Origin of the sequence: Rhodococcus sp. NPDC060086, from assembly GCF_042730275.1 — a bacterium.
Taxonomy (GTDB): domain Bacteria; phylum Actinomycetota; class Actinomycetes; order Mycobacteriales; family Mycobacteriaceae; genus Rhodococcus.
In genome coordinates this window covers 60,511-85,763 of the sequence record NZ_JBHWWZ010000002.1, presented here as the reverse complement: position 1 = coordinate 85,763, position 25,253 = coordinate 60,511, and the positions used below count along the sequence as shown (strand labels likewise).

The 25,253-nt window shown below is 67.1% G+C and carries 23 protein-coding genes; 7 read left to right on the top strand and 16 right to left on the bottom strand.

The genetic code is table 11. The features are described 5' to 3' along the window. Nucleotides 1–7: 7 nt before the first annotated feature. Nucleotides 8–1,084, bottom strand: a complete 1,077-nt coding sequence (gene dapE / locus ACFWB0_RS02135) for a succinyl-diaminopimelate desuccinylase (protein WP_378488769.1) — start codon at nucleotides 1,082–1,084, stop codon at nucleotides 8–10. 98 nt (nucleotides 1,085–1,182) lie between these two features. Between dapE and dapD the strand changes: the two genes are divergently transcribed. Further along, nucleotides 1,183–2,136: a 2,3,4,5-tetrahydropyridine-2,6-dicarboxylate N-succinyltransferase gene (gene dapD, locus ACFWB0_RS02130; protein WP_378488768.1), complete on the top strand. Its 954-nt coding sequence runs from the start codon at nucleotides 1,183–1,185 to the stop codon at nucleotides 2,134–2,136. A gap of 82 nt (nucleotides 2,137–2,218) precedes the next feature. Next, nucleotides 2,219–3,544: an amino acid permease gene (locus ACFWB0_RS02125; protein ID WP_378488894.1), complete on the top strand. Its 1,326-nt coding sequence runs from the start codon at nucleotides 2,219–2,221 to the stop codon at nucleotides 3,542–3,544. Between the two features lie 76 nt (nucleotides 3,545–3,620). On the opposite strand, the gene ACFWB0_RS02120 is transcribed toward ACFWB0_RS02125, so the two are convergent. The 9 genes from ACFWB0_RS02120 to ACFWB0_RS02080 form a co-directional block, all read right to left on the bottom strand. Next, nucleotides 3,621–4,841 (bottom strand): PucR family transcriptional regulator, encoded by a 1,221-nt coding sequence (locus ACFWB0_RS02120; protein ID WP_378488893.1) that lies wholly within the window; start codon nucleotides 4,839–4,841, stop codon nucleotides 3,621–3,623. A gap of 226 nt (nucleotides 4,842–5,067) precedes the next feature. Then, nucleotides 5,068–6,510 (bottom strand): acyl-CoA synthetase, encoded by a 1,443-nt coding sequence (locus ACFWB0_RS02115; RefSeq protein ID WP_378488767.1) that lies wholly within the window; start codon nucleotides 6,508–6,510, stop codon nucleotides 5,068–5,070. A gap of 52 nt (nucleotides 6,511–6,562) precedes the next feature. Continuing rightward, the gene (locus ACFWB0_RS02110) at nucleotides 6,563–7,249 is read right to left on the bottom strand and encodes a rhomboid family intramembrane serine protease (RefSeq protein WP_378488766.1); all 687 of its coding nucleotides are present in this window, start codon (nucleotides 7,247–7,249) and stop codon (nucleotides 6,563–6,565) included. Between the two features lie 30 nt (nucleotides 7,250–7,279). Continuing rightward, a complete protein-coding gene (locus ACFWB0_RS02105) occupies nucleotides 7,280–8,269 on the bottom strand; it encodes a proline dehydrogenase family protein (protein WP_378488765.1) in 990 nt (329 codons plus the stop codon). Then, the gene (pruA, locus tag ACFWB0_RS02100; RefSeq protein ID WP_378488764.1) at nucleotides 8,266–9,921 is read right to left on the bottom strand and encodes an L-glutamate gamma-semialdehyde dehydrogenase; all 1,656 of its coding nucleotides are present in this window, start codon (nucleotides 9,919–9,921) and stop codon (nucleotides 8,266–8,268) included. Before pruA ends, ACFWB0_RS02105 begins: the two co-directional genes overlap by 4 nt. Before the next feature lie 168 nt (nucleotides 9,922–10,089). Then, the gene (gene dapC, locus ACFWB0_RS02095; RefSeq protein ID WP_378488763.1) at nucleotides 10,090–11,199 is read right to left on the bottom strand and encodes a succinyldiaminopimelate transaminase; all 1,110 of its coding nucleotides are present in this window, start codon (nucleotides 11,197–11,199) and stop codon (nucleotides 10,090–10,092) included. Nucleotides 11,200–11,205: 6 nt separating this feature from the next. Then, nucleotides 11,206–11,529 carry a ferredoxin gene (gene fdxA, locus ACFWB0_RS02090; RefSeq protein ID WP_169687621.1) on the bottom strand — a complete coding sequence of 108 codons (324 nt, stop codon included), beginning with the start codon at nucleotides 11,527–11,529 and terminating at the stop codon, nucleotides 11,206–11,208. A gap of 152 nt (nucleotides 11,530–11,681) precedes the next feature. Next, a complete protein-coding gene (locus tag ACFWB0_RS02085; protein ID WP_378488762.1) occupies nucleotides 11,682–14,273 on the bottom strand; it encodes a bifunctional FO biosynthesis protein CofGH in 2,592 nt (863 codons plus the stop codon). 55 nt (nucleotides 14,274–14,328) lie between these two features. Beyond that, nucleotides 14,329–14,541: a hypothetical protein gene (locus ACFWB0_RS02080; RefSeq protein ID WP_378488761.1), complete on the bottom strand. Its 213-nt coding sequence runs from the start codon at nucleotides 14,539–14,541 to the stop codon at nucleotides 14,329–14,331. A 112-nt stretch (nucleotides 14,542–14,653) separates the two neighbouring features. Here ACFWB0_RS02080 and ACFWB0_RS02075 point away from each other — a divergent pair, with 112 nt between their 5' ends. From ACFWB0_RS02075 to ACFWB0_RS02065, 3 genes are all read left to right on the top strand, one after another. Continuing rightward, nucleotides 14,654–15,157 (top strand): PH domain-containing protein, encoded by a 504-nt coding sequence (locus ACFWB0_RS02075; RefSeq protein ID WP_378488760.1) that lies wholly within the window; start codon nucleotides 14,654–14,656, stop codon nucleotides 15,155–15,157. 62 nt (nucleotides 15,158–15,219) lie between these two features. Next, nucleotides 15,220–16,695, top strand: a complete 1,476-nt coding sequence (locus ACFWB0_RS02070) for a PH domain-containing protein (RefSeq protein WP_378488892.1) — start codon at nucleotides 15,220–15,222, stop codon at nucleotides 16,693–16,695. A gap of 53 nt (nucleotides 16,696–16,748) precedes the next feature. Continuing rightward, a complete protein-coding gene (locus tag ACFWB0_RS02065) occupies nucleotides 16,749–17,441 on the top strand; it encodes a uracil-DNA glycosylase (RefSeq protein WP_378488891.1) in 693 nt (230 codons plus the stop codon). Here the strand turns inward: ACFWB0_RS02065 and ACFWB0_RS02060 are convergent. The 5 genes from ACFWB0_RS02060 to typA form a co-directional block, all read right to left on the bottom strand. Then, nucleotides 17,404–17,838, bottom strand: a complete 435-nt coding sequence (locus ACFWB0_RS02060) for a hypothetical protein (RefSeq protein WP_378488759.1) — start codon at nucleotides 17,836–17,838, stop codon at nucleotides 17,404–17,406. The two genes, ACFWB0_RS02065 and ACFWB0_RS02060, sit on opposite strands and share 38 nt — an antisense overlap. A gap of 78 nt (nucleotides 17,839–17,916) precedes the next feature. After that, nucleotides 17,917–18,075, bottom strand: coding sequence for a hypothetical protein (locus ACFWB0_RS02055; RefSeq protein WP_378488758.1), 159 nt, complete (start codon nucleotides 18,073–18,075; stop codon nucleotides 17,917–17,919). A gap of 36 nt (nucleotides 18,076–18,111) precedes the next feature. Further along, on the bottom strand, nucleotides 18,112–18,996 hold the full coding sequence (gene mshB / locus ACFWB0_RS02050) for an N-acetyl-1-D-myo-inositol-2-amino-2-deoxy-alpha-D-glucopyranoside deacetylase (RefSeq protein WP_378488757.1): 885 nt from the start codon (nucleotides 18,994–18,996) through the stop codon (nucleotides 18,112–18,114). Further along, nucleotides 18,993–20,948, bottom strand: a complete 1,956-nt coding sequence (locus tag ACFWB0_RS02045; protein ID WP_378488756.1) for an ABC transporter family substrate-binding protein — start codon at nucleotides 20,946–20,948, stop codon at nucleotides 18,993–18,995. Before ACFWB0_RS02045 ends, mshB begins: the two co-directional genes overlap by 4 nt. A gap of 128 nt (nucleotides 20,949–21,076) precedes the next feature. Then, the gene (typA, locus tag ACFWB0_RS02040; protein ID WP_378488755.1) at nucleotides 21,077–22,975 is read right to left on the bottom strand and encodes a translational GTPase TypA; all 1,899 of its coding nucleotides are present in this window, start codon (nucleotides 22,973–22,975) and stop codon (nucleotides 21,077–21,079) included. 354 nt (nucleotides 22,976–23,329) lie between these two features. Here typA and ACFWB0_RS02035 point away from each other — a divergent pair, with 354 nt between their 5' ends. Together ACFWB0_RS02035 and ACFWB0_RS02030 are read left to right on the top strand one after the other, a co-directional pair. Next, complete coding sequence (locus ACFWB0_RS02035) at nucleotides 23,330–23,512, top strand: hypothetical protein (RefSeq protein WP_378488754.1); 183 nt, start codon at nucleotides 23,330–23,332, stop codon at nucleotides 23,510–23,512. Nucleotides 23,513–23,588: 76 nt separating this feature from the next. After that, nucleotides 23,589–23,876 (top strand): 4a-hydroxytetrahydrobiopterin dehydratase, encoded by a 288-nt coding sequence (locus ACFWB0_RS02030; RefSeq protein WP_378488890.1) that lies wholly within the window; start codon nucleotides 23,589–23,591, stop codon nucleotides 23,874–23,876. Here the strand turns inward: ACFWB0_RS02030 and ACFWB0_RS02025 are convergent. After that, nucleotides 23,821–25,065, bottom strand: coding sequence for a mannosyltransferase (locus tag ACFWB0_RS02025; RefSeq protein WP_378488753.1), 1,245 nt, complete (start codon nucleotides 25,063–25,065; stop codon nucleotides 23,821–23,823). The genes ACFWB0_RS02030 and ACFWB0_RS02025 overlap by 56 nt on opposite strands. Between the last annotated feature and the right edge of the window lie 188 nt (nucleotides 25,066–25,253).

The window sequence follows — 25,253 nt, the reverse complement described above, 5'->3', positions numbered from 1 at the left end:
GGTCACGTTATCGGGTGAGGTACCCGCGGAGCACCGCGGTCACCTCGGTGATGTGGCGCACGTCGACGTGCTCGTCCCGCTTGTGCGCGACGTTGGGATCGCCGGGACCGTAGTTGACGGCCGGAATCCCCAGGGCCGCGAACCGCGACACGTCGGTCCACCCGTACTTCGCGCGAAAACGGCCGTCGGCCGCCGCGACCAGCGCCGCCGCGGAAGGATTCGACAGCCCCGGCAGAGCGCCCGGCGACATGTCCGTCAGTTCCATCTCGATGTCGAGGCCCGCGAATATCTCCTGCACATGCGCGAGGGCCTCGTCGGGGCTGCGGTCCGGCGCAAAGCGGAAGTTGACGTCGATTTCCGCCGCGTCGGGTACGACGTTGCCCGCTACTCCCCCGCCGAGCCGCACGGCGGACAGTCCTTCGCGGTACACGCAGCCGTCGATGTCGACCGATCGTGCTTCGTACCGCGAGAGCCGGTCGAGCACCGGTGCGAGCTTGTGGATGGCGTTGTCGCCGAGCCACGACCTGGCCGAATGCGCGCGCACACCGCCCGTGGTGATCCGCACCCGCAGCGTGCCCTGGCATCCCGCTTCGATCAGCCCACCGGTGGGTTCGCCGAGGATCGCGACGTCGGCGTCGAGCCACTCGCGCAGATCCGACTCGATGCGGCCCAGTCCGTTGAAGGAAGCGGCGATCTCCTCGCAGTCGTAGAACACGAGCGTGAGGTCGTGTGCGGGTTCGGCGACGGTTGCCGCGAGATGCAGGAACACCGCGTCGCCCGACTTCATGTCGGAGGTGCCGCACCCGTACATCAGGTCACCTTCGCGCCGCGACGGCACGTTGTCGGCGATCGGCACCGTGTCGAGGTGACCGGCAAGCATCACGCGACTGCCGAGACCCCGATTCGTGCGGGCCAGGACGGCATTGCCACTGCGGATCACCTCGAACCCCGACGTCTGTTCGCGCAACGCCTTCTCGACGGCGTCGGCAATGACCGATTCGTCCTGCGACACGCTGGGGATATCCACCAGGGCGGCGGTGAGGTCGATCGGATCGGCATGCAGGTCAAGGTGCGGTACGGCCATAGCCGCACAATACGGAATCATCAATTTTCACAGGTTCGGCATCGGTTTTTCACAGGGCCTACACAGGAGCGTGGTCGGCTCGCGTACGCTTCTCGACCGTGAGTGCACACGGAGCATCAGCAGTAGGCATCGCGAACATCGCGACGGACGGCACCGTCCTCGACACCTGGTTCCCGGCCCCCACGCTGGGCGAATACACCGAAACCGGGACGACGCGACTCGAGGGCAAGGACATTCCGTCCGACCTCGCGTTGCTGGCGGGCACCGACGAGGCACGCGACGTCAACCAGGTCGCGGTTCGCACCACCGTCGCCGACCTGTCGAAGGCGCCCGTCGACGCACACGATGCCTACCTGCGTCTGCACCTGCTCTCCCATCGTCTCGTCCAGCCGCACGGGATCAACCTCGACGGCGTCTTCGGTCTGCTCGCCAACGTCGTGTGGACCAACTACGGTCCGTGCGCGGTCGAGGGTTTCGAGCTGGTCCGTTCTCGCCTCCGCATCCGCGGACCGGTCACCGTCTACGGCGTCGACAAGTTCCCGCGCATGGTCGATTACGTCGTGCCGTCCGGTGTGCGCATCGCCGATGCCGACCGTGTCCGCCTCGGTGCGCACCTCGCGTCCGGCACCACCGTCATGCACGAAGGCTTCGTCAACTTCAATGCAGGCACCCTCGGTAATTCGATGGTCGAGGGCCGCATCTCCGCGGGCGTCGTCGTCGACGACGGTTCCGACGTGGGCGGCGGCGCTTCGATCATGGGCACCCTGTCGGGTGGTGGCAAGGAAGTCATCTCCATCGGCAAGCGTTGCCTCCTCGGCGCGAACGCCGGTGTCGGTATCTCGCTCGGTGACGACTGCATCGTCGAGGCCGGCCTGTACGTCACCTCAGGCACCAAGGTCACCGGCCCCGACGGCACCGTCATCAAGGCCAAGGATCTCAATGCCAAGTCGAACCTCCTGCTGCGCCGCAACTCGGTGAGCGGTGCCGTCGAGGTAGTGCCGAACAAGGGCACCGGAGTCGAACTGAACGCAGCCCTCCACGCCAACGACTGAGAAGAATCCCGTGAGCACAGCCGAGTCGCCCGCAACCGAACCGCAGCATCTCGGGAGCGGACTCAAAGTCCGACATCTGACCATGATGGGGCTCGGCTCCGCGATCGGCGCGGGCCTGTTCCTCGGTTCCGGTGTAGGTATCGCCGCGGCCGGTCCCGCAGTGATCGTGTCGTACCTCCTCGCCGGCATCATGATCATCTTCGTGATGCGGATGCTCGGCGAGATGGGGGCTGCTCTTCCCGTCAGCGGTTCGTTCTCGCACTACGCGCGTATCGGCATCGGACGCTGGGCCGGGTTCACGATGGGCTGGCTCTATTGGTTCATGTTGATCATGGTGCTCGGTGTCGAGATCACCGGCGCATCCGCGATCGTCCAGTCATGGCTCCCCGGGGTGCCGCAATGGGTAGTGGCGCTCGTGTTCGTCTCGTTCTTCGCGGTCGTCAACCTCGCGCGCGTAGCCAACTTCGGTGAGTTCGAATTCTGGTTCGCCGCCTTGAAAGTCGCTGTCATCATCGGTTTCCTGGTGATCGGTGTGCTGCTGGTGTTCGGCCTGCTTCCCGGAACCGACCCGGTCGGCACGGTGCATCTGCTCGGCGACGGCGACGGATTCGCACCCAACGGCATCGCAGGCATCGCGGCAGGCCTACTCGCGGTCGCGTTCGCATTCGGTGGCATCGAGATCGTCACGATCGCCGCTGCCGAGTCGAAGGATCCGGAACGGTCGATCGCCACCGCCGTGCGCTCGGTCGTATGGCGTATCACCCTGTTCTACCTCGGGTCGATCGCGATCATGGTGCTCGTGTTGCCGTGGACGACCGCCAGCGGCGACACCTCGCCGTTCGTATCCGTCCTCGATATCGCCGGGATCCCCTACGTCTCCGGGTTCATGGAACTCGTCGTCGTGATCGCACTGCTGTCGGCGTTCAACGCGAACGTGTACGGAACGTCGCGGATGGCGTACTCCCTCGCGCGCGGCGGGGACGGACCGGCGTGGCTCGGCAAGCTCTCGCACAACGGAGTGCCGCGCAACGCGGTGCTGGTGTCGGTGTTCTTCGGCTTCGTCAGCGTGTGGCTGAACTGGCTGCTTCCCGATCAGATTCTCGGGATCCTGCTCAATGCCGTCGGCTCGGCACTGATCGCGGTCTGGCTCTTCATCGTGGTCGCGCACCTGCGACTGCGGCGGCGGTTCGAGCAGGACGGCACGCTGAAGCTGAAGATGTGGGCGTTCCCCTACCTGAGCTGGTTCACGCTCGCCATGCTCGTCGCATTCATCATCCTGATGCTGTCCGATTCGGATGCTCGCGCGCAGCTCACGGCCACTGCCATCCTGTTCGCGATCATCACGGTGATCGGCGTCGTCTGGCGCCGGACGCATCCCCACTCCTCGGTCGACACCGCGCCCCGCTGAACCAGGCCCTCAGCCGAATATCACCTTCGGTCAGTCGAACTGACCGAAGGTGATATTCGGCTATTCGTGGCAGGGGCTACTGGGCGGCGAGGAACTCCCGATCCGCACCCAGGCCCTCGAGCCGCCGCGCGATCAGCGCGGCCTGCAGCTGCCGCAGACCCGAGGGCCGTGTGGGGTCGAATCCGGTCAGCTGAGAGACCCGCTTGAGCCGGTAATCGACGGTGTTGGCGTGCACGTGCAGTGTGCGCGCAGTCAGCTGCCGGCTCAGGTCGTGCGAGATGTGGGTCTCGAGCGTCTCGACGAGTTCGGGTGAGTCGTCGAGCGGGTCCAGGACACGCGCGAGATACTGCCTGGCAGGTCCCGGCCGGGTCAGCTGGTATTCGAGAGCGAGATCGTGCATGCCGTACGCGCCGACCGGGCGGCCGAGCAACCGGACGAGGTCGAGCAGCTCGTGGGCCTGCTTCGCTGCCGCCGGTACTTCCGGTACCGACGCGTGCACCAGCGCCACCGTCACCGACACACCTGCCACCATCTCGATCCGTCGGCGCAGATCGTCGACCGGAGGTGATGCCGACGAACCCGCGAGCAACACCGTGCCGCCTTCGGGGCCGAGCAACGCCAAGTGCTTACCGTCGCAGATGGCTTCCAGTTCGACCTCGACGCGACGCAGGGTCCGGCGGGCGACGACCTCCGGACGCACGTGCGGATTCCGCTCGTCTGGGTGCCGCGCCAGCGACACGGCGAGCACGGTGTATCCGTCGGCGAGTTCGAGCCCGGAACGACGCGCGACGGACGCGGCGTCCTGACCACTGAGCAGCGCAGCGATGAGTTCCTGTGCGGCGACGTCGCGCTCGCGGCGGATGACCTCGAGTTCCGAGACGAATCCGGTCGTCGCGGTCACGGTGACCCGTTCGAGCAGCGCCATCCACAGCCGCGAGGCGTCGGCGAGCGACATGACGTCGCCCTCACGGGCCCGGTCGCTGACAAGCTCCCAGCCGAGGCGAATTCCCTCGTGGTAGATGCGCAGCATGTATTCGAGGCGGAATCCCGCCCGTGCCCACTGCGCTGCACTGCTGCGTAGATCCGCCAGATCGGCGTCCGTCGGTAGTTCGCCGGAGTCGAGCAGGTGGATCGCGATGCGCAGGCACCGCACGGTGACCTCGGTGACGTCGCCGCGCAACGATTCGCCGGGTCGCAGCGAACACGGCGCGACGTTGTCGGCGAAATGCGCGACCAGTTTGCGCGCGACCGCCGGTAGGTCGCGAAGTGGAACGGACGCGGGCTTGCCGTCGACCATGAAAGCGGGTACGGCACCACCCGGTCGATCACCACCGCTCAACCGATCGGTTTCCCGAATCTGATCCGTCAAAGACATACCTCGAACCCCCATCGAAGTGAGTACACCTACTTACTCTGCAGTAGACAATCCGCCCTGGAGTGTGGCACACGCAACCCCCGAGCCGACTGTTTGTCGATTTTTCGTCGGCACCGGCACTCCGCCGGAGATTGTCCGGCCAACGTCACTACTGCAACAGCTTCTTTTGCACCTTTCCCATCGCGTTGCGCGGCAACGAGTCGACGACCCGCACCTCACGCGGGCGCTTGTGGGTCGAAAGCTGCTGCGCGACAAGCGCGATCAGCTCGTCTTCAACCACTTCGGGGCCATCGACATGAGGAACCACGAACGCGACGATACGTTGGCCGAGATCATCGTCCTCGAGGCCCACAATCGCAACCTCCCTTACCGATGGGTGGCCGAGCAGCACGGTTTCGATCTCCCCGGCCCCCACTCGGAAGCCACCCGTCTTGATCAGATCGGTCGACTCCCGGCCCACGATCCGATGGAATCCGTCGGCGTCGATCACCGCGACATCGCCGGTGACGAACCAGCCGTCGTCGGTCCACGACGCACTGGTCGCCTCGGGGCGACCCAGATAGCCGTCGAACAACATCGGACCCCGCACCTGCAACACCCCGATGCTCTCCCCGTCATGGGGCACGTCGGCACCGTGCTCGTCGCGCAGCCTCGTCTGCACCCCGGCGACCGGCGTCCCCACCCAGCCCGGTCGGCGCTCACCGTCGGCGCGGGTGCTCAGGGTGAGCATCGTTTCACTCATGCCGTAGCGCTCGATCGGGGCCTTCCCGGTCAGCTCACGCAACTTCTCGAACACCGGCACGGGAAGCGGGGCACTGCCGGAGACGAGCAGTCGGGCACCGCTCAGTGCCCGCGCGGACTCTTCGTCCTCTGCCACACGCGACCACACCGTCGGCACTCCGAAATAGAGGGTGCCGGAGGCCTCCGCATACGCCTGCGGCGTCGGCTTACCCGTGTGGATGAGTCTGCTGCCCAACCGAAGTGGACCGAGCACACCGAGAATCAGACCGTGCACGTGAAACAACGGCAGTCCGTGCACGAGGGTGTCGCGCTCCGTCCAGTCCCACGCCCCCACGAGCGCGTCGAGCCCTGCGGCAATCGCCTGCCTGCTGAGCAGCACTCCCTTGGGGGCTCCCGTGGTGCCGGAGGTGTAGAGCACGAACGCGATCTTCGCCGGGCTCGGCTCCGGCAGATGATGCCAGTCGCGCGCGTGCAGTCGTACCGGCAACACCGGAAGTTCCGGCACCTGCGCACCCGCAGCGCTGTCCCCCGTCTCGGGAGCCGGTCCGAGCCACGCCTGTGCACCCGAGTCCTTCAGTATGTGAGCGAGTTCGGCCGGACCCGAGTCCGGCGGCACCGGCACCACCGTGACGCCCGCGAGCAGGCAGCCGACGACTGCCACGATCGTGGTCGCCGTGGGGGTGGCAAGCACCGCAACCCGCTCGGCTCGCGACACGCGAGCGGCCACCGCCGTCGCTGCCCCGAGAATGTCGCTGCGCGACAGGGTATGGCCGTCGATCCGGACGGCATCGGGCACATCGTCACCACGGGCGACGGCAAGCGGATTCAACGAACGCAGAAGTGCAGACACAACTGTCACGATACTGTCGCGATCACCGATCCCACGATTGTGTTGCGAGCAGTCAGGAACGGAGCCGTCCGTGTGCTCCGGGCCCGGCCGCGGTGACCTGCCGCGACGGCGGCAACACGATTCCGAGCACTGCGCCGAGGAGCATGCCGATCAGCACCGCGACGCCGTGTGCGTCGTCGAGGAGCACGAGCAGTACCCCGGCGACGAACGTGCCCGCCGACGCCACCAACAGCGTGCGCCGCGCACCCGCCACGGGCCACAATCCAGCAAGGGACGCTGCCATCACGAACGTCGCACCGGAGACTCCCGCCCCCACCGACGGCGCAACGAACGACGTGAACAATGCCCACAACAACTGGCCGACGACGAACAACGCGACCGCGCGCTCCCACCCCCAGATACGCACCACCGCGATCGCGACGATCGCAAGCATCACCAGATTTCCGACCGTCCCGGCGACACCACCATCCTGCGTCAGCGCCGACGTGAACACCCGCCACCATTCGCCGTCGCGGGTGCGGACGGGATCGCGACGGAGCACGTCGAGCAGCGGGGGCAGGATCAGCCGGATCACCGACGGCACCGCGATCAGCACCCACAACACGATCGCCGCGACCGGAGGCGGCCACCACCAACTCTGCGCGTCGCGGCCGCGACGCGGGGCGGCCATCAGTGCGGTGAGCGCCACCACGACGACATAGAGCACCCACGAACGGGGGTCGTCGCCGGAAGTGCCCACGAGCGCCAATCTACCGGCGAGGGGGCCCGCTCAGTCGCGGCTCACCAGCGACCGCAGGAAGAATCGCAGGTTGGAAGGGCGTTCGGCGAGCCGCCGCATGAGATAGCCGTACCACTGCGACCCGTACGGTACGTAGACGCGGACCCGGCGTCCGGCAGTCGCCAATCGATGCTGTTCCCCGTCACGAATCCCGAACAGCATCTGATGCTCGAACCCCGTACGTCCACGTCCGGCGTACGCGGCAAGCGGATCGACCGCCGTGACGAACGTGGGATCGTGCGACGCCACCATCGGGTAGCCGTCGCCCGCCATGAGGATCCGCAGACACCGCAGATACGACGCATCGACCTCGGCGCGATCCCGGTACGCCACCGACACCGGTTCGTCGTAGGCACCCTTGCACAACCGCACCCGCGACCGCGGCGCCGCCAGTTCGCGGCAGTCTCCTTCCGTGCGGCGCAGATAGGCCTGCACGACCGCCCCCACATCGGGGAAATCGGCGCGTAGATCCCGGACGATCCCGAGCGTGTCGTCGGTGACGGTGTGATCTTCGGCGTCGATGCTCACCCACGCGCCCGTGTCCTCCGCGGCAGCGCAGATCTCCCGGGCATGGTCCAACGCAACCTTGGGCCCGTCCGGCCCGAGCGACAACCCCAGCGCGGTGGGTTTGACCGACACCTCGACCGCGGGCGTACCCGTGAACGTGTCCGGGGTGATGTCGCCGAGCGTCCCGAGATCGGCGAGCAGCTCACGGTATTCGGCGACGGTCGCGCGGGCCTGCCCGATGTCGAGGGTGTTCTCACCGAGATGGTCGATGCTCACCGCCCGGCCCGAACCCAGCAGTCGCGCGGCCACACCCAGCACGTCCGCGCGTGTGGTTCCGGCGACGAACCGGTCGACGATCCGGCGAGTGGGCGGTGCCCCGGTGACCAGACGACGCGCCGCGTTCGACTTCGCAGCCGCGAGGATGACCGGACGCAGTGGATTCGACAGCACACGGCCCACGGCCGGGCTGCTCACGGCCCCTCCCCCTCGTCGGATTCCATGTGCGGGTAGCGGTGATCCGTGGGCGGGACGAACGTCTCCTTGAGAGCCCGCGGCGACACCCAGCGCATCAGGTTCAGCGGCGAGCCCGCCTTGTCGTCGGTGCCCGAAAGCCGGCCACCGCCGAAGGGCTGCTGCCCGACGACGGCACCGGTGGGCTTGTCGTTGACATAGAAGTTGCCTGCCGAGAACCGCAGGGCGGTGGCGGCCCGCTCGATCGCGGCGCGATCCTCGGCGATCACCGCCCCGGTCAGCGCGTACGGGGTTGCGATGTCGATCATCTCGAGCACGTTCTCCCACGCACCGGTGACAGTGTCGTCGTAGACGTGCACAGCGAGGATCGGACCGAAGTATTCGGTGGTGAGCGCTTCGTCGCGGGGATCGTCGACGAGGAGCACCGTGGGTCGCACGAACCAGCCGACCCACTGGTCGTACCCGCCGCCGACGGCGAACTCGACCGAAGTGCGGTTCCGAGCGTGGTCGAGGGCACCGACAACCTTCTCGAAGGCCGGGCGGTCGATCAACGCACCACCGAAATTGGACAGATCCGTGACGTCGCCGTAGGTGAGCGCATCGACCTCCGCGAGAAAGTCGTCCCGCATTCGCGCCCACACCGAGCGCGGCACGAATGCGCGCGACGCCGCCGAGCACTTCTGCCCCTGATACTCGAACGCGCCGCGGATCAGTGCGGTGGTGAGGACGGCCGGGTCCGCGGACGGATGCGCGACGACGAAATCCTTCCCTCCCGTCTCCCCCACGATCCGCGGATAGGTCCGATACCTGTCGAGGTTGCCTCCGATCTCCTTCCACAAGTGCCGGAATGTCGGGACCGACCCGGTGAAATGAAGCCCGGCGAAGCGGGGGTCACTCAGGACCACGTCGGACACGGCCCTGCCGTCGCCGGTGAGCAGGTTGATCACCCCCGGCGGCATGCCTGCCGCCTCGAGCACACGCATCGTCCAGTACGCGGCCAGGGACTGGGTGGGTGAGGGCTTCCAGACGACGGTGTTGCCCATGAGTGCGGGCGCGGTGGGCAGGTTCCCGGCGATCGCGCTGAAGTTGAAGGGTGTCACCGCGTACACGAACCCTTCGAGCGGACGGTGATCCATCCGGTTCCACACGCCCGGGGACGACGTCGGCTGCTCCGCGAGGAGTTCGCGTGCGAAGTGGACGTTGAACCGCCAGAAGTCCACGAGTTCGCACGGTGCGTCGATCTCGGCCTGCTGCACCGACTTCGACTGGCCGAGCATCGTGGCGGCGGCGATGGTCTCGCGCCACGGACCCGACATCAGGTCGGCGGCCCGCAGCAGGATGGCGGCGCGCGCATCGAACGGCATGTCGCGCCACGCGGGTGCCGCCGCGGTGGCTGCATCGACCGCCGCTGCCGCATCCGCCGCGGTGGCATTGCGGAGGGTGCCGAGCACCGCGGCATGGTTGTGCGGCTGCACGATATCGACACGATCGCCCTCACCGTGGAGGTGCGCTCCCCCGATCACATGGCTGACATCGATCGGTTCGGCGGTGAGTTCCGCGAGCTTCCCGAGCAGGCGGGCCCGCTCGGAGCTGCCCGGCGCATATCCGTGTACCGGCTCGTTCGTCGGCTCAGGAACAACTGTGACGGCGTCCATGGTGCCTCCTGGGCCCAGAGTAGCGCCGACACCGCGACCGGCGGGCCGAATACACTGCCTCGCCGTACCAACCCCACCCGCCCCTGCAGCTCCACCCGTCTCTGAGCGAAAGTGCCGTTCAGTCGATCTGAGCGAGCAAAGGTGCCGTTCGCTCGGATTCGGGCGCGGCTATTTCAGACGTTCGGCGGCGGCAGCGATTCGCTCGTCGGTCGCCGTCAACGCGATCCGCACGTGCTGCACCCCGCCCGGCCCGTAGAACTCACCCGGTGCGACGAGAATGCCGCGGTCGGCGAACCAGTCGACAGTGGCGCGACACTCCTCACCGCGGGTGGCCCACAGGTACAGTCCGGCCTCGGAATGGTCGACGGTGAAGCCGGCGCCGCGCACGGCTGCGAGCAGCGTCTCGCGACGCGCCCGGTACCGCTCGCGCTGGATGTTCTCGTGCTCGTCGTCGTTCAGTGCTGCGGTCATCGCGGCCTGGATCGGCAGCGGCAACATCATGCCCGAGTGCTTGCGCACTTCGAGCAGGTCGGCGACGAGTTCGGCATCGCCGGTGACGAATCCCGCGCGGTAGCTCGCGAGGTTGGATGTCTTCGACAGAGAATGCACCGCAAGCAGGTTGGTGTGGTCTCCGTCGCTCACGCTCGGATGCAGGATCGAGAGAGCCTCGCCCTCCCAGGTGAGACCGAGGTAGCACTCGTCGGACACGACGATCGCGTTCCTGCTGCGTGCCCAATCGACGACCTTGCGCAGATGATCGAGGCCGAGCACCTTTCCGGTCGGGTTCGACGGCGAGTTGACGAACACAAGCGACGCGCCCTCCGGCCCGAGGCGGGTGAGGCCGTCGGCACGGATCAACCGTGCACCCGCAAGCAACCCGCCGACCTCGTAGGTGGGGTACGCGAGCTCAGGGATGACGACGAGATCCGGCGCCCCGACGCCCAGCAGGGTCGGCAACCACGCGATCATCTCCTTGGTGCCGATCGCAGGCAGAATCGCGGCCTCGTCGATGCCGGTGATCCCGTAGCGACGTGCGAGCGCACCCACGGCGGCCTGCCGCAGTTCGGGTGTCCCGTGAGTCGTCGGGTAGCCGGGCTCCTCCGCGACCGAGGCGAGCGCTTCCCGGATCACCGGAGCCACCGGGTCGACGGGGGTGCCCACCGAGAGGTTGACGATCCCTCCCGGATGCGCCGCGGCCTCGGCCTTCGCGTCGGTCAGCGAATCCCACGGAAAATCCGGAAGGCTCTGCGCGACCGACCGGCGTGTGCGAGTGGCCACCGGCGCCTAGTCCTCGCCCATGGGAGGCAGGTTCTTGACGAACGGCGTGTCGTAGTCGACCTTGCCGAGCTTCGCCGCACCGCCGGGAGACCCGAGATCCTTGAAGAAGTCGATGTTGGTCTGCACGTATTCGGACCACTCGTCCGGCACATCGTCCTCGTAGAAGATCGCTTCGACGGGGCAGACCGGCTCACAGGCGCCACAGTCCACGCATTCATCCGGGTGGATGTACAGCATGCGACCACCCTCGTAGATGCAGTCGACCGGGCATTCTTCGATGCATGCCTTGTCCAACACGTCCACGCACGGCTCCGCAATCGTGTACGTCACTGCTGTTCTCCCTGCCTCTCTGAATGCCCGCCGACCCGGTACGGTCCCAGCGCATCGGACGCATCGGCGCCCACAACCGAACAGTATCCACCGTCGCCGGTGGTCCGCCTCGCGTTAGGGTGCCCTGACCTGACCGCGGCACCGGTTCGGACCTATCGGACAGTGACGCCGATCTCACGACGGGCGTATGCGGTGGTGCGTTCGCGGGCCGGACGACCGATACCCTCGGCGATCGATACCAGATCAGCGACGGTCTTCTCCGAACCGTGCTGTGAGCCCGCCATCCGCGAGATCGTCTCCTCCATCAAGGTGCCACCGAGATCGTTGGCGCCGCCCTCGAGCATTGCCTGCGTTCCGGCCACACCGAGCTTGACCCAGCTGGTCTGGATGTTCGGGATGCGTCCGTGCAGCATGATGCGGGCCAGCGCGTGCGCCGCACGGTTGTCGCGCATCGTCGGCCCCGGCCGGGACGCACCCGCCAGATACAGCGGCGACGACTGATGCACGAACGGAAGCAACACGAACTCGGTGAACCCGCCCGTGCGGTCCTGGATGCCGCGCAGCACATTCAGGTGCCCCACCCAGTGGTGTGGCTGATCGACATGCCCGTACATCATCGTCGAACTGGACCGCAGCCCCACCTCGTGCGCGGTGGTGACCACCTCGATCCACTCCGCGGTGGGCAGCTTGCCCTTCGTGAGCACCCAGCGCACCTCGTCGTCGAGGATCTCCGCGGCCGTGCCCGGGATGGTGTCGAGGCCGGCTTCACGCAACTCGGTCAACCATTCACGGATGGAGGTACCACTGCGTGCGACACCGTTGACGATCTCCATCGGCGAGAACGCATGCACGTGCATCGACGGCACCCGCGCCTTGACCGCGCGCACCAGATCGGCGTAGCCGGTGACGGGCAGTTCTGGGTCGATACCGCCCTGCATGCACACCTCGGTCGCGCCCGCGACGTGTGCTTCCCACGCCCGGTCGGCCACTTCCTGCGCGGACAGCGTGAAGGCATCGGCGTCGCCCTTACGCTGCGCGAACGCACAGAACCGGCACCCCGTGTAACAGATGTTGGTGAAGTTGATGTTCCGGTTGACGACGTACGTGACGTCGTCACCGACCGCGTCGCGACGCAACTGATCGGCCAGCGCGATGATCGCCTCTAGGCCGGCTCCTTCGGCGTTCGCGAGTGCGACGTACTCGGCGTCGGAGCATCCGCCCGGGTCGCGCTCCGCAGACCGCAACGCCGACAGCACGTCGCGTTCCAGCCGTACCGGCGCCGACTCGCCGAGCGCGAGCACCTGCTCACGCACGGTGTCCCAGTCGCCGAAGGCACTGCCCAGGTCGGAGCGGTGATCTGTATTGCGTCCGGTCACATCGATCTCGGAATTGAGGTCGACACGTCCCGACGACTCCCAGTCGATGTCGGGTTCCTGCCACGGCAACCCCGACGGGATGACCTGCCGCGCGAGCCCGGTCTCCGAGTCGGACAACGCACGCACGTGAGCGGTGATCCTCGGGTCGATCCACGGCTGACCGGCCAGCACGTACTGAGGCTGCGCTGCGATACGTTCGGTGAGCCGGAATCCGGCGTCGGCGCTGAGCCGGGCCAGCGTGTCGAGATTCGGCCACGGCCGCTCCGGATTGACGTGATCCGGTGTCAGCGGCGACACGCCGCCCCAGTCGTCGACACCCGCCGCGAGCAGTGCGCGGCACTCGTCGAGCGACACGAGGTTGGGCGGCGCCTGAATGCGCATGCCCGGGCCGAGGACAAGACGTGAAACCGCGATCGCGGCCAGGAACTCGTCGAGTGCGGCGTCGTCGACGTCGCGCATCGCGGTGTCGTCCTTGGCTCGGAAATTCTGCACGATGACTTCCTGGATATGACCGAACGCCTTGTGCGTCTTCCGGATCGCCAGGATCGACTCTGCCCGCTCGACGAAGGACTCCCCGATACCGACGAGGATGCCGGTGGTGAACGGCACCGACAGACGGCCCGCATCGGTCAGTACCCGCAGCCGTACGGACGGTTCCTTGTCGGGGCTGCCGTGATGGCACTGGCCCTTCTCCGTGAACAACCGCTCCGAGGTCGTCTCGAGCATCATGCCCATCGACGGCGCCACCGGCTTGAGCCGTGAGATCTCGGCCCAGCTCATCACACCCGGATTCAGGTGCGGCAGCAGACCGGTCTCCTCGAGCACTCTGATCGACATCGCCCGCACGTAGTCGAGCGTCGAGTCGTAGCCGCGCTCGTCGAGCCACTGCCGTGCCTCGGGCCACCGGTCCTCGGGCCGGTCGCCGAGGGTGAACAACGCTTCCTTGCAGCCGAGCTCGGCACCCTGACGCGCGATCTCGAGGATCTCGTCGGGCTCGAGGTACATGCCCTGACCCGCGGCACGAAGCTTGCCCGGGACAGTGACGAACGTGCAGTAATGGCACTTGTCCCGACACAATCGAGTGATCGGGACGAACACCTTCCGCGAGTAGGTCACCATTCCGGGACGGCCCTCCGCGAGCAGGCCTGCATCGCGCACCCGAGCCGCCGACGCACACAGATCGTCGAGGTCGGAGCCGCGTGCCTGCAGCAGCACAGCGCCTTCGTCGACGTTGAGGCTCACCCCGTCGCGCGCGCGACGCAGCGCCCGCCGCATCGCCGACGAAGTCGGCTGTGGAGCGGCACCGGGACGCAGCGACGGCGACGGAAGCATCGCGGAGTGCGGGGTGTCGTCAACGGAATCGGTCATGGGCCGATCATGCGCCCCCGCCGTGTCGCATGCCACTTCGGGGTGCATCGGCGATTCACGCGTGCGGATAATCCTCGTCCACCGATACCTCTCGATTCTGATCGGCGGCGTCCGCAGCATCGACCTCGAGCGGCAGGTCGGACGGGAACGTGTCGCGAGGGTCGTCGTAGGCCGGCGTCGACTGCTCGACGCGATCACCCTCCGAATCCTCGGTCGACAGGCTCGGGAACTCGAGCGCGGAAGTGTCGGTCATATCGGCTTCACTCATGTCGATCCTCCTCGTCGTGGCGCAAACACCCGGCGGTGCGGTTGACCGTGGCCACCGCGATCAGGGGCCTGGCCCAGCCTAACCTGGAACAGGGAACCGAGTCGGGAGTGTGATGGTGGAGAGCGACAGCGGAACGACGATGGTCGAGCCCGCATGGCGGCCGAGTCCGAAAGCGCGTGCACTGTGGGCGATCAACGCCGCGTTGATGTGGGTGCCGATCGTCATTGCGCAGGTCGTGTGGGGTGTGCTCGACTCCGGACGGATCGGGTGGCACATCGCGGCGGCAGTCGCGACCGTCGTCGTTGCGGGTCTGCATGTCGGGGTGGTTCCGCTGTGGCGGTACCGGGTGCACCGGTGGGAGATCAGCGACACCGCCGTCCACACTCGCTCGGGTTGGTTCACGCAGGAGCGCCGGATCGCCCCGATCTCGCGGATCCAGACCGTCGACACCGAACGCGGCCCGATCGACCGGTGGCTCGGGCTCGCGACCGTCACCGTCACCACCGCGTCGTCTGCCGGTGCCGTGGAGATCACCGCACTCGACACGGCGGTGGCCGACGACACGGTCGCGCGGCTCACCGCGATCGCGGGCCGGAACGGGGCCGACGCGACGTGAACCCGGAATCCGATACCGCTGTCACCGACGACACCGTCGGCTGGCAGCGTCTCGACCGCCGGATGCTGCTGATCCATCCGGTCGAAGAGATTCTGAAGCTGTTTCCCCTCCTGATCGGTTCGGTGCTGCTGGGCAGCAGCAGAGGTAACCCGTACTGGGGGCTCGGTGTCGCGGTGCTCCTGATTCTCGTCGGGCTCGCCCGCTGGTTCACCACGACCTATCGGGTCGGACCCGTGCACGTCGAACTGCGCCGCGGCCTGTTGCAGCGCCGCGAGCTGTCGGTTCCGCGCAGCCGTATCCGGTCCGTCGACGTCGACCGGCGGGTGCTGCACCGGCTGCTCGGTCTCGCGGTCGTGAAGATCGGTACCGGCCAATCCGGTGGAGGTAGCACCGACCACAACAAATTCGAGCTCAACGGCATCGCGATCGACGACGTTCCTGCCCTGCGCGCAGGACTGCTCGAGGGCGCGCGCACCACTGCCGGTCCGGACGGTCCCGGTCCGAGCGCATCCACCGAATCCGGTCCCGTGGCCGCTGCGCCGCGCGAACGCGAGCTGGCCCGGTTCCGGCCCGGATGGGTCCGGTACGCGCCGCTCTCGGCCACCGGTCTCGTCGCCGTCGCCGCCGTGATCGGGCTGGCGTTCCAATACGGGATCGGCGAACGACTCACCGAATCGGACACGGTCGCGCGGGGGGTCGATGCGCTCGCGGCAGCGGGTATCGCAGTCGCTGTCGGTGTCGCGGTCCTCGCGATCCTCATCGTGGCGAGCATCGCGGCGTGCATCCGGTACCTGCTGCTGTACGGGAACCTTCTGGTCACCGACGACGGGCGGATGCTGCGTGTCGGGCGAGGCCTGCTGCGGGTGCGGCACACGACGCTCGACCGTGCCCGGCTTCGCGGCGTCGACGTCCACGAACCCCTCGCGTTGCGACTCGCGGGGGCGGCGCGTCTCGATGCGATCATGACGGGTGTGTCGGCCGAACAGGGCGAGTCGTCGCTCGTGTTGCCGTCGGCGCCCGACGGTGAGGTACGCCGGGTTGCGGGTGAGGTGCTCACCACCGGTTCCCCCTTGACCGTGCCCCTGGTTCCCCACGGCCCCGCCGCCCGTCGTCGCCGGTTCACTCGGGCACTCGTTCCGGTCGTGTGCCTGATCGCGGTGGGCATCGCGGTTGCCGCGGTCCTCGACCGGTCGCTACCGATCCCCGTGATCGTGGCAGGCACAGCGGTGCTCGTGGTAGCGGCAGCAGCACTCGGGTGGGATCGCTATCGCGGTCTCGGGCATGCCGCACCGGCCGGGTATCTCGTCACGCGGGCGGGTTCGCTCGACCGCCACCGGATCTGCCTCGAGTCGGACGGCATCATCGGATGGACGGTGCGCCAGTCGTTCTTCCAGCGGCGCGCGGGAGTCGCGACGGTGATTGCGGCGACTCCCGCAGGCGCGGGGCACTACGAGATCGTGGACGTACCCGAACGCTACGCGTGGTCGTTGATCGAATCGGTGACTCCCGGTGCGGGCGACATCTGGGCACGCCCATGACGCACGACGTGACCGATCCCTGGCACAGGCCCGGCGCCGGCACCCTCGCCGCCATGGACACCGAACTCGTGCACTGCCGCGCGTGTCCGAGATTAGTGGAGTGGCGCGAACTGGTCGCACTAGAGAAACGGGCCGCATTCCGGGGCGAGGAGTACTGGGGCAGACCCGTACCCGGTTTCGGTCCCGCCGATGCGGCGCTGCTGATCGTGGGGTTGGCACCGGCAGCGCACGGCGCCAACCGGACGGGGCGGATGTTCACCGGCGATCGTTCCGGCGATTTCCTGTATGCCGCGATGTACGAGGCCGGTCTCGCGTCACAGCCCACGGCGACACATCCCGGCGACGGACTCGAACTGTTCGGTACGCGGATCACCTCACCGGTGCACTGCGCACCGCCTGCCAACAAGCCGACCGTGACCGAACGCGACACGTGCAGGGGCTGGCTCGAGCAGGAACTCGCATTGCTCTCGCCGACGCTGAGAGCTGTGGTGGTGCTGGGCGGATTCGGGTGGCAGGCGCTGTTACCGGTGCTGGCGGCCGCGGGCTGGGTCGTGCCGTCACCGCGCCCGAAGTTCGGGCACGGCGCGAGTGTCACTTTGGCCGCGGCGACCGGAGAGAAGGCCCCGTTGCATCTGTTCGGGTGCTACCACGTGAGTCAGCAGAACACCTTCACCGGCCGTCTCACCCCGGCGATGACCGCGGCGGTGCTCACAGCTGCGGCGCAGGCGGCCGGGTTGTCTGCATGATCGCTTTGATCCGCGCGGAGAAGAGGTAGCCGCCTGCAGGCGCGAGCGCTGCAATGGGCAGCATCAGGATTCGCCAGTCGGCCATGACGAGCTGATCTCCACCCGGCCCGACGGCGAGGCACACGAGGAATCCGAGCAACCACGCCCCGAGTGGCAACATCGCGGTACGAAGCGATCCGGTCTCGCTGTTCACGGCCATCACCAGCAGCAGATTGATCACCGCGGCGAGCAGGATCGTGATCGGAAACGGGACCGAACCGATGTAGAGACCGAGGAACATCACCGACAGGATTGCGCACAACAATCCGTCGAAGACGAGCAGCGCGACCAGTCCCTTACGGGGCTCCGGTGGCAGCGCGGGTACGTCCGGCAGTGCTGTTGCAGGGTCGACGGTCATCGTTCCATAGTGCGGGACGGCGCCTCTGCAGAACCAGCCGGGGTCGACCCGGCCCGAGCCGGCCGAGGTTGCGACGAGTTACGGCACCGGTGGATAGCCGAGCATGGTCAGAAGGTGCGATTGCATGTCGACGAATCCGTAGAGCGCATGGAAGTAGTCGGCGCGGATCTCGTCGGCATGCGGCCTCAAGGAATCGACGAATGCAATGATCTGATTCTGGACGGACCAGTTGTACATCGCCGCCCCTCCCCTCGGTTGGTGACGGCGGCCACACTAGCCGATGCCGGAGAAGAGGTCACGCTCCCGTCCGGAACTGTCCACTTCGCCCGGTTCTCCACGCACCAGACGGAAATGCTCTTCACCGAAGACCGGTTGAGCGACGAAGTTCGACAACGTGAACTGTTCACCGCCCGGCGCGACGGTCACCTGGGTCGCGTGGGCAGCCATCGCGGCACGTTTCGCATCGAGCACCCCGCGGACATCGACGACGGCCGTCACCTGATCGTCGGGCACGGCGGGAAGCTCCCCCGGACCGGGTCGACGCCATCCGTCGAGGAGGTCGCCGATCTCGGCGACCCCCATTTCGAGGGCCGATCTCTCGGTGACCGTCCAGTACACCTTCGCCGGGGTCCACGGCGCGCCTGCACCGGGATGGGAATCGGTTCCGGAGAGCTCGACTGCGGCGGTGACGCGTTCGTGCACCGCGATGTGGTCCGGGTGCCCGTACCCGCCGACCGGGTCGTAGGTGATCACCACATGGGGCCGGGTACGCCGGATGACGGCGACGAGCTCCGCAACGGCTTCATCGAAATCGGCGTTCACCCATGCGCGAGGATTCGCGGCCGACGGCATGCCTGCCATCCCGGAATCCCGCCAATGGCCCGCTCCACCCAGGAAGCAGGGCGTGGCGACCCCGAGTGCGTTCAGCGCCCGGGTCAGTTCGAGCACGCGGTAGCCGCCGAGTTGGTCTGCCCGATCGGCGGTGAGCTGTGCCCACTCGTCGCCGATGACTTCGCCTTCCTCACCGAGGGTGCAGGTCACTACGGTGACCTCGGCTCCGTCGGCCACGTAGCGGGCGATCGTGCCGCCGGTGGTGAGAGTCTCGTCGTCGGGATGGGCATGGACGAGCAGCAGTCTGTGTGGTTCGTGATCGGTCACGGTGTGTCCCTCCACCAGAATCGAGCGTCACCGACGATACCCGCCGGCACCGGACCGGTCAGCGAGGCGCCGTCGATCCCCGGGACGGCAGCGGCAACGTACCGGCCCTGGATGATCGGCAGGTTCACGGCGAGCTCCCACAATCGCGGCTCCGCGGAGGCGAGGATCGCCGGGACGTCCCCGATACCGTGCAGGGCCTCTGTGAGCTCGGCCTGCACCCCGGGATCACAGACGCCGGAGAGGTTGCTCGGCGCTTCGAGCTGCGCGGCGACGGCCTCTTCGGTCTCGTCCGCAGCGTCCTCGTCGCCGGTTTCCAGGCCCGTGTCTTCCGAGCCGGGAGCTTCGGAGTCGGGCGAGGTGACCGGCCCCTCCGGTGTCTCCGGCGCGGCGGGGTCGGGAAGAGCAGGCGGACAGCCGAATCGGGACATCGCCGCGGTCGCAGGGTCGGAACCGGCCCGCATCCAGCCGACGATCGCATGTACGTCTCCGTCGACGAGAGCTTCTCCGTAGAGCTCGTCCGGCGGTAACTCGCTCACCGTGGCGGCGATTCCCGCACCGGTCAGGACATCGGCCACAGTCCGTGCCACGGTGCGCGCGGTCTCGGATCCTTCGGCAACTCCGAGAGTGAGGACGAGCGGGGCGTCGTCGCGGACGAGCGCGCCGTCCTCGATCGGCTCTGCGCGTCCCGTTGCCGTCTGTTCCGACGAATCCTCATCCGAGGACGACGCTTGCGATGTGGTCGTGTCCGGTGTCGTCGTCTCCGGTGTCGTCGTCTCCGGTGTGGTCGTTGCGGTCGGAGTCGACGGATCCGGGGGCGGCTCGTTCACCGCTACCGCCGCGTTGGGTACGTACCCGGCTTCCGCAAGCAACGCGAGCGCTTCCTCCCTGCTCGGGCGAGGCGGCATCGTCGGCGCGTACCCGGGGTCGGACGGGGCGAGAATCTGGGCTCTGTCGGGGACGACCTCGGACTCGGACCCCGCCGCGACCAGTGCGAGCATCTCGGGGTCGAGTAGACCGAGCACACCGCGGCGCACCCGCGGGTCGGCGAGCGCGGGAGTACGTGTGTTGAGCGTCAATTCGAGCGTTCTGGGCTCGAGCTGCACATGGGTGCGCAGGCCCGGCACCGCACCGAGCTGGGCGAGTAGAGCGGATCCCCCTGCGACCTGTGCGAGCTGGGTGTCGCCGCTACGCATGGATTCGGTGAGCTGGGCGTCGGTGCCGCCGCGCCTCATGAGAATCTCGTCCGGAAGGGCAGGTTCGCCCCAGAACCGGTCGTTGCGTTCGAGCAGCACCTCCCCGCGACCTCGGTCGACGGACTCCACCTTGAACGGACCACCCGAGACGGGGATCGTTTCCGACAGGCCGGTGGCGAAACCACCCGGAGTGTCCTTGACGAGGTGTGCCGGAAGCATGTCGGCGAACAGCTCCCGCCATGCGGGATAGGCCTCACGCAGAGTCACGGTGACCGTCTTGCCGCCGCCCGAGGATCGGACATCCTCGATCAACCGATAGCCTGCGGCGTCGACGACTCCGGGCTGCGAGATCATCTGCTGCCAGAGGTAATGGAAGTCCTCCGCCGCAACCGGCGCGCTGTCGGACCACTGGGCGTCGGTGCGCACCTTGTATTCGATGGTGAACGGCGCCTGCGAGGTGATCTCGGCGGACGCCAGCACCGAGTCGTCCAGTGCCCATTCGGTGACAGCGGGATCCTCTGCACCCGCTACGGGGCGGAATGCGCTGGGCAGGACGAGTTGTGCAACCGCATTGCCGACCGGTGACTGATCAGCCAGCAGGTGCGGGTTGAAACCGGTGTCCACACCGTCGATCGCCACCACCACGGTGTTGCGCTGGGGGGCGGGAGCGGGCGCTGCCGTCGGCTCGGTCTGTTCGATCGGCGGAGGTGGATCTGCGGTACATGCCGTCGACGCCAGTACGACTGTCGCGACGGCCACCGGACCGATCCACCGCCGATGCCGGATGCGCGAACGCAACACTCGGGGCTTCCTCTCGTCGACCTATGTCCATCGGGTATGTCGCGGCCCCGGGAGCCTAGGCTACCGGGGCCGCTTCCACACTGTTCCTACTGGTTGCGAGCCTTCTCGCGCGAACGCGCACGGGCACGGTCGGTAGCCGACAGGTGCAGCTTGCGCACCCGCACGATCTCCGGGGTGACCTCCACGCACTCGTCGCCGGCACAGAACTCCATGGCCGCTTCGAGGGTGAGTTCGATCGGCTTGGCGAGGGTCTCCATCACGTCGGCGGAAGACTGACGCATGTTGGTCAGCTTCTTCTCGCGGGTGACGTTGATGTCGAGGTCTTCCTGACGCGGGTTGATGCCCACGACCATGCCCTCGTAGGTGTCCGCTCCGGGCTCGACGAAGAACGTGCCGCGGTCGGCCAACTGGATCATCGCGAACGGCGTCACGGATCCCGCGCGGTCGGACACCAGCGACCCGGTGTGGCGTGCCCGGATCTCGCCTGCCCACGGCGCGTAGCCGTGGAAGACGGCGTTTGCGATGCCGGTGCCACGCGTTTCAGTGAGGAAGTCGGTGCGGAAACCGATCAGGCCGCGGGACGGGACGAGGAATTCCATGCGCACCCACCCCGTACCGTGGTTGGTCATCTGCACCATCTTGCCCTTGCGGTTGGCAAGCAGCTGCGTGATGGAACCGAGGTACTCCTCGGGGGTGTCGACCGTCAGCTCCTCGTACGGCTCGTGGAGCTTGCCGTCGACCTGCCTGGTCACCACCTGTGGCTTGCCGACGGTCAGCTCGAAACCCTCGCGGCGCATCTGCTCCACCAGGATCGCCAATGCCAGCTCGCCTCGACCCTGGACCTCCCAGGCGTCAGGGCGTCCGATATCGAGCACCTTGAGCGACACGTTGCCGACGAGTTCCGCGTCGAGGCGTGCCTTGACCATGCGCGAGGTCAGCTTGTGGCCCTTGACCCGCCCGACCAGCGGCGACGTGTTCGTGCCGATGGTGACCGAGATGGCAGGCTGATCGACGGTGATCTGAGGAAGCGCCACCGGGTTCTCGAGATCTGCGAGAGTGTCGCCGATCATGATGTCGGGGAACCCGGCGACAGCCACGATGTCGCCGGCGACGGCGGCTTCGGCAGGATGCCGCTCCACGCCGACGGTCGCGAGCAGTTCGGTGATCTTCGCCTTGGTGACGACCGGCTCGCCGTCGACGACGCGCATCCAGCTCACGGTCTGGCCCTTGCGGAGCTCGCCGTTGTGGATACGAACCAGCGCGAGGCGTCCCAGGAACGCGGAGGCGTCGAGGTTGGTGACATGCGCCTGCAGCGGTGCCGCAATCTCCCCCTTGGGGGCGGGGACGTACTCCATCAGCACGTCGAACAGGTCGTCGAGGTTCTCCGCGTCGGGAACCTGCCCGTTCTCGGGCTGCTTTCGGCTGGCCTTGCCCTCACGGCCGGAGGCATAGAGGACCGGAAGTCCGAGAGCGAGCTCGGCGGCTTCGGCGGCTTCGTCGTCGAGATCGGACGCGAGGTCGAGCAGCAGCGTCTGGCTCTCCTCGACGACCTCGGCGATGCGTGCGTCGGGGCGGTCGGTCTTGTTCACGACCAGGATCACCGGAAGCGATGCGGCGAGCGCCTTGCGGAGGACGAAGCGGGTCTGCGGCAGCGGACCCTCCGACGAGTCGACGAGGAGCACGACACCGTCGACCATGGACAGACCGCGCTCGACCTCGCCGCCGAAATCGGCGTGGCCGGGGGTGTCGATGACGTTGATGACCGTCACGTTGCCGTCGGGATGGTGACGGTGCACCGCGGTGTTCTTGGCGAGAATGGTGATGCCCTTCTCGCGTTCGAGGTCGCCGGAGTCCATGACTCGATCAACGAGTTCAGCGCGTTCGGCGAACGCGCCCGACTGGCGCAGCATTGCGTCGACCAGGGTGGTCTTTCCATGGTCGACGTGCGCCACGATGGCGACGTTTCGAAAATCGGCGGTGCTCACGCGATGGCTCTCCTGCTGTAGTCCGGCCACACGGCACTGGACCCGGTTGGCACCTCGCCCGTACGGCGCAATTTCGTTCTGGGCCGCGACGCGAATGCGAGACACCCGACATGGTCTTCGGAGTCGATATTTCGAAGTTCCACGCAGGCACTGCGGCCACGAACACCCTACAGGCCGCACCGGTATGCACGCGGCATCGCGAACCTATCGGCCCAGCTCACCCTACCCCGAAGTGACGTTCGCCACGCACGGGAGCGCAACTCGGGCACCACAAGCGCCCACTGAGCACCCCTTGGTGTTCAAGTGAGGGCACGCTAACCTGACTTCGACGCGTGGACAGGAAGCAGGACGACGATGGGCAAGAAGAAGTTCAAGGCGAGCACTGTCGCAGGCCTGAAGCCGAAGAAGAAATGCTGTCGTAAGAAGACGCGCTGCGTGAAGTGTCCTGTCGTGATCATGCGCATGAAGAAGGTCCAGGACGACGGGATGAGCGAGAAGCAGCTGCGCAAGCATCTGGAGAAGGTGCGTGCCGCCTGAGTCGGTACTCACGGTCACCGCGAGTGCTTTCGCCCATGTGATTGCGAGTACCTACAGTCACGCGACACAATGGGTCATGGCCCAGTTGCTCACGGACGGCGAGATCGACGCCGCACTGTCCGACCTTCCGCATTGGCACCGGGCCGGCGACGCCCTGGTGCGCACCATCGAATCACCGACATTCCCCGACGCGATCACCCTGGTCGGCAGGGTGGCCGACGTCGCCGAGGAAGCGAACCACCATCCCGACATCGACATCCGATGGCGCAAGGTGACCTACTCGCTCAGCACCCACTCCGCAGGTGGAATCACCGCAGCAGATCCGGATCTGGCTCGCAGGATCGATGCGCTGGCAGGGCCGTAGTGAGATCGCGGCTGCCCCACCGCGGCGCAATGATCATCCATAGGTAGACAGCGAGAACACCGACGACGTTCACCGCACCGAGCCAGGCGAGCGGTGTGGGCCGGTCGATGTCCCATATCGAATTCTGGAAGGTGCTCAGCACCCACGGCACGCCCACCAACGTCACCACTGCCCAGCAGGCCGCCACGACCCGGGTGCCGAGACGATCGGCGAGCGGCCCGTAGACGAGCCACAGCAACATCGGCACGACCCATACCCAGTGGTGCACCCACGAGATCGGCGACACCAGCAGCCCGAACAGCTGCACGATGACGAGCGTGCCGAGACGGTCGTCCGGGCCGAGCGAACGCCATGCCGCGAACGCGAGGAGCGCACACACACCGACCGCGGCGATCCACAGCGGACCGGTCTCCACGTCCCGCCCGACAAGCCGGCTGAGCGCGCCCCGCAGGGACTGGTTCCAGACCGACCCCACCGGGCCGATCCGATCGGCGTCACCGAACATCGAGGTGAAATACGTGCGCGCCTGCTCCCCGAGCAGCACGCTGCTGACCACGACGGTGGCGCAGAACGCGACAGCCGAGAAGAACGCTTCGCGCCAGCGTCGCCTGGCCAGGAAGTACACGCCCGTGATCGCCGGGGTGAGTTTGATACCGGCGACGATCCCGACAAGTCCCCCGGACAGCCACCACCGGCTGCTGCGGGCCGCCACCATCACGGCGAGGACGAGGAAGACGTTGATCTGCCCGTAGTCGAGGGTTGTGCGGATCGGTTCCACCCAGACGCCGATCGCCGTCCAGACAAGCGCCACCGATGTCCAGTGTGCTCCGCGCGCTGCGGGGCCGACGAGCAGTTCGAGTGCGATCCGGATGACCCAGAACAGCGCCGCAATCGTCAGCAGTAGCCACAGGATGCCGAGCAGCCCGAACGGCAGATAGTGCAGCGGCAGGAACACGAGGGCGGCGAACGGCGGGTAGGTGAACGGGAGCGGGAAGTCGGGAGTGTCCCGCGAGTAGGTGAAATCGTAGAGCTCACCGCTGAGGAGTGCGGCGGAACCATCGACGTACACGTGCAGGTCGACGAGGTTCATGCCGTTGGGAGTCAGCAGACCCCAGGCGAGCCTGACCACCACCGACACGAGCAGAAGCGAAACGCACCACCGACGGTACGACCGAGCACGTTCTGGCACTGCGGTGCGCCTCCCGTCGTAGTCGTCCGGGTGCTCCGACCCGGCGTCAGAGGTTACCGGTGTGACGACTCGGATCGAAAAGCGACAGCCCGTCGAGTAACAATTTCATCTCCGGTCACACCTTTCACATGCGTGTCGCGTTACGGTCGACCGGAAACCGCCATTCGGAACACCTTATGACTACACTC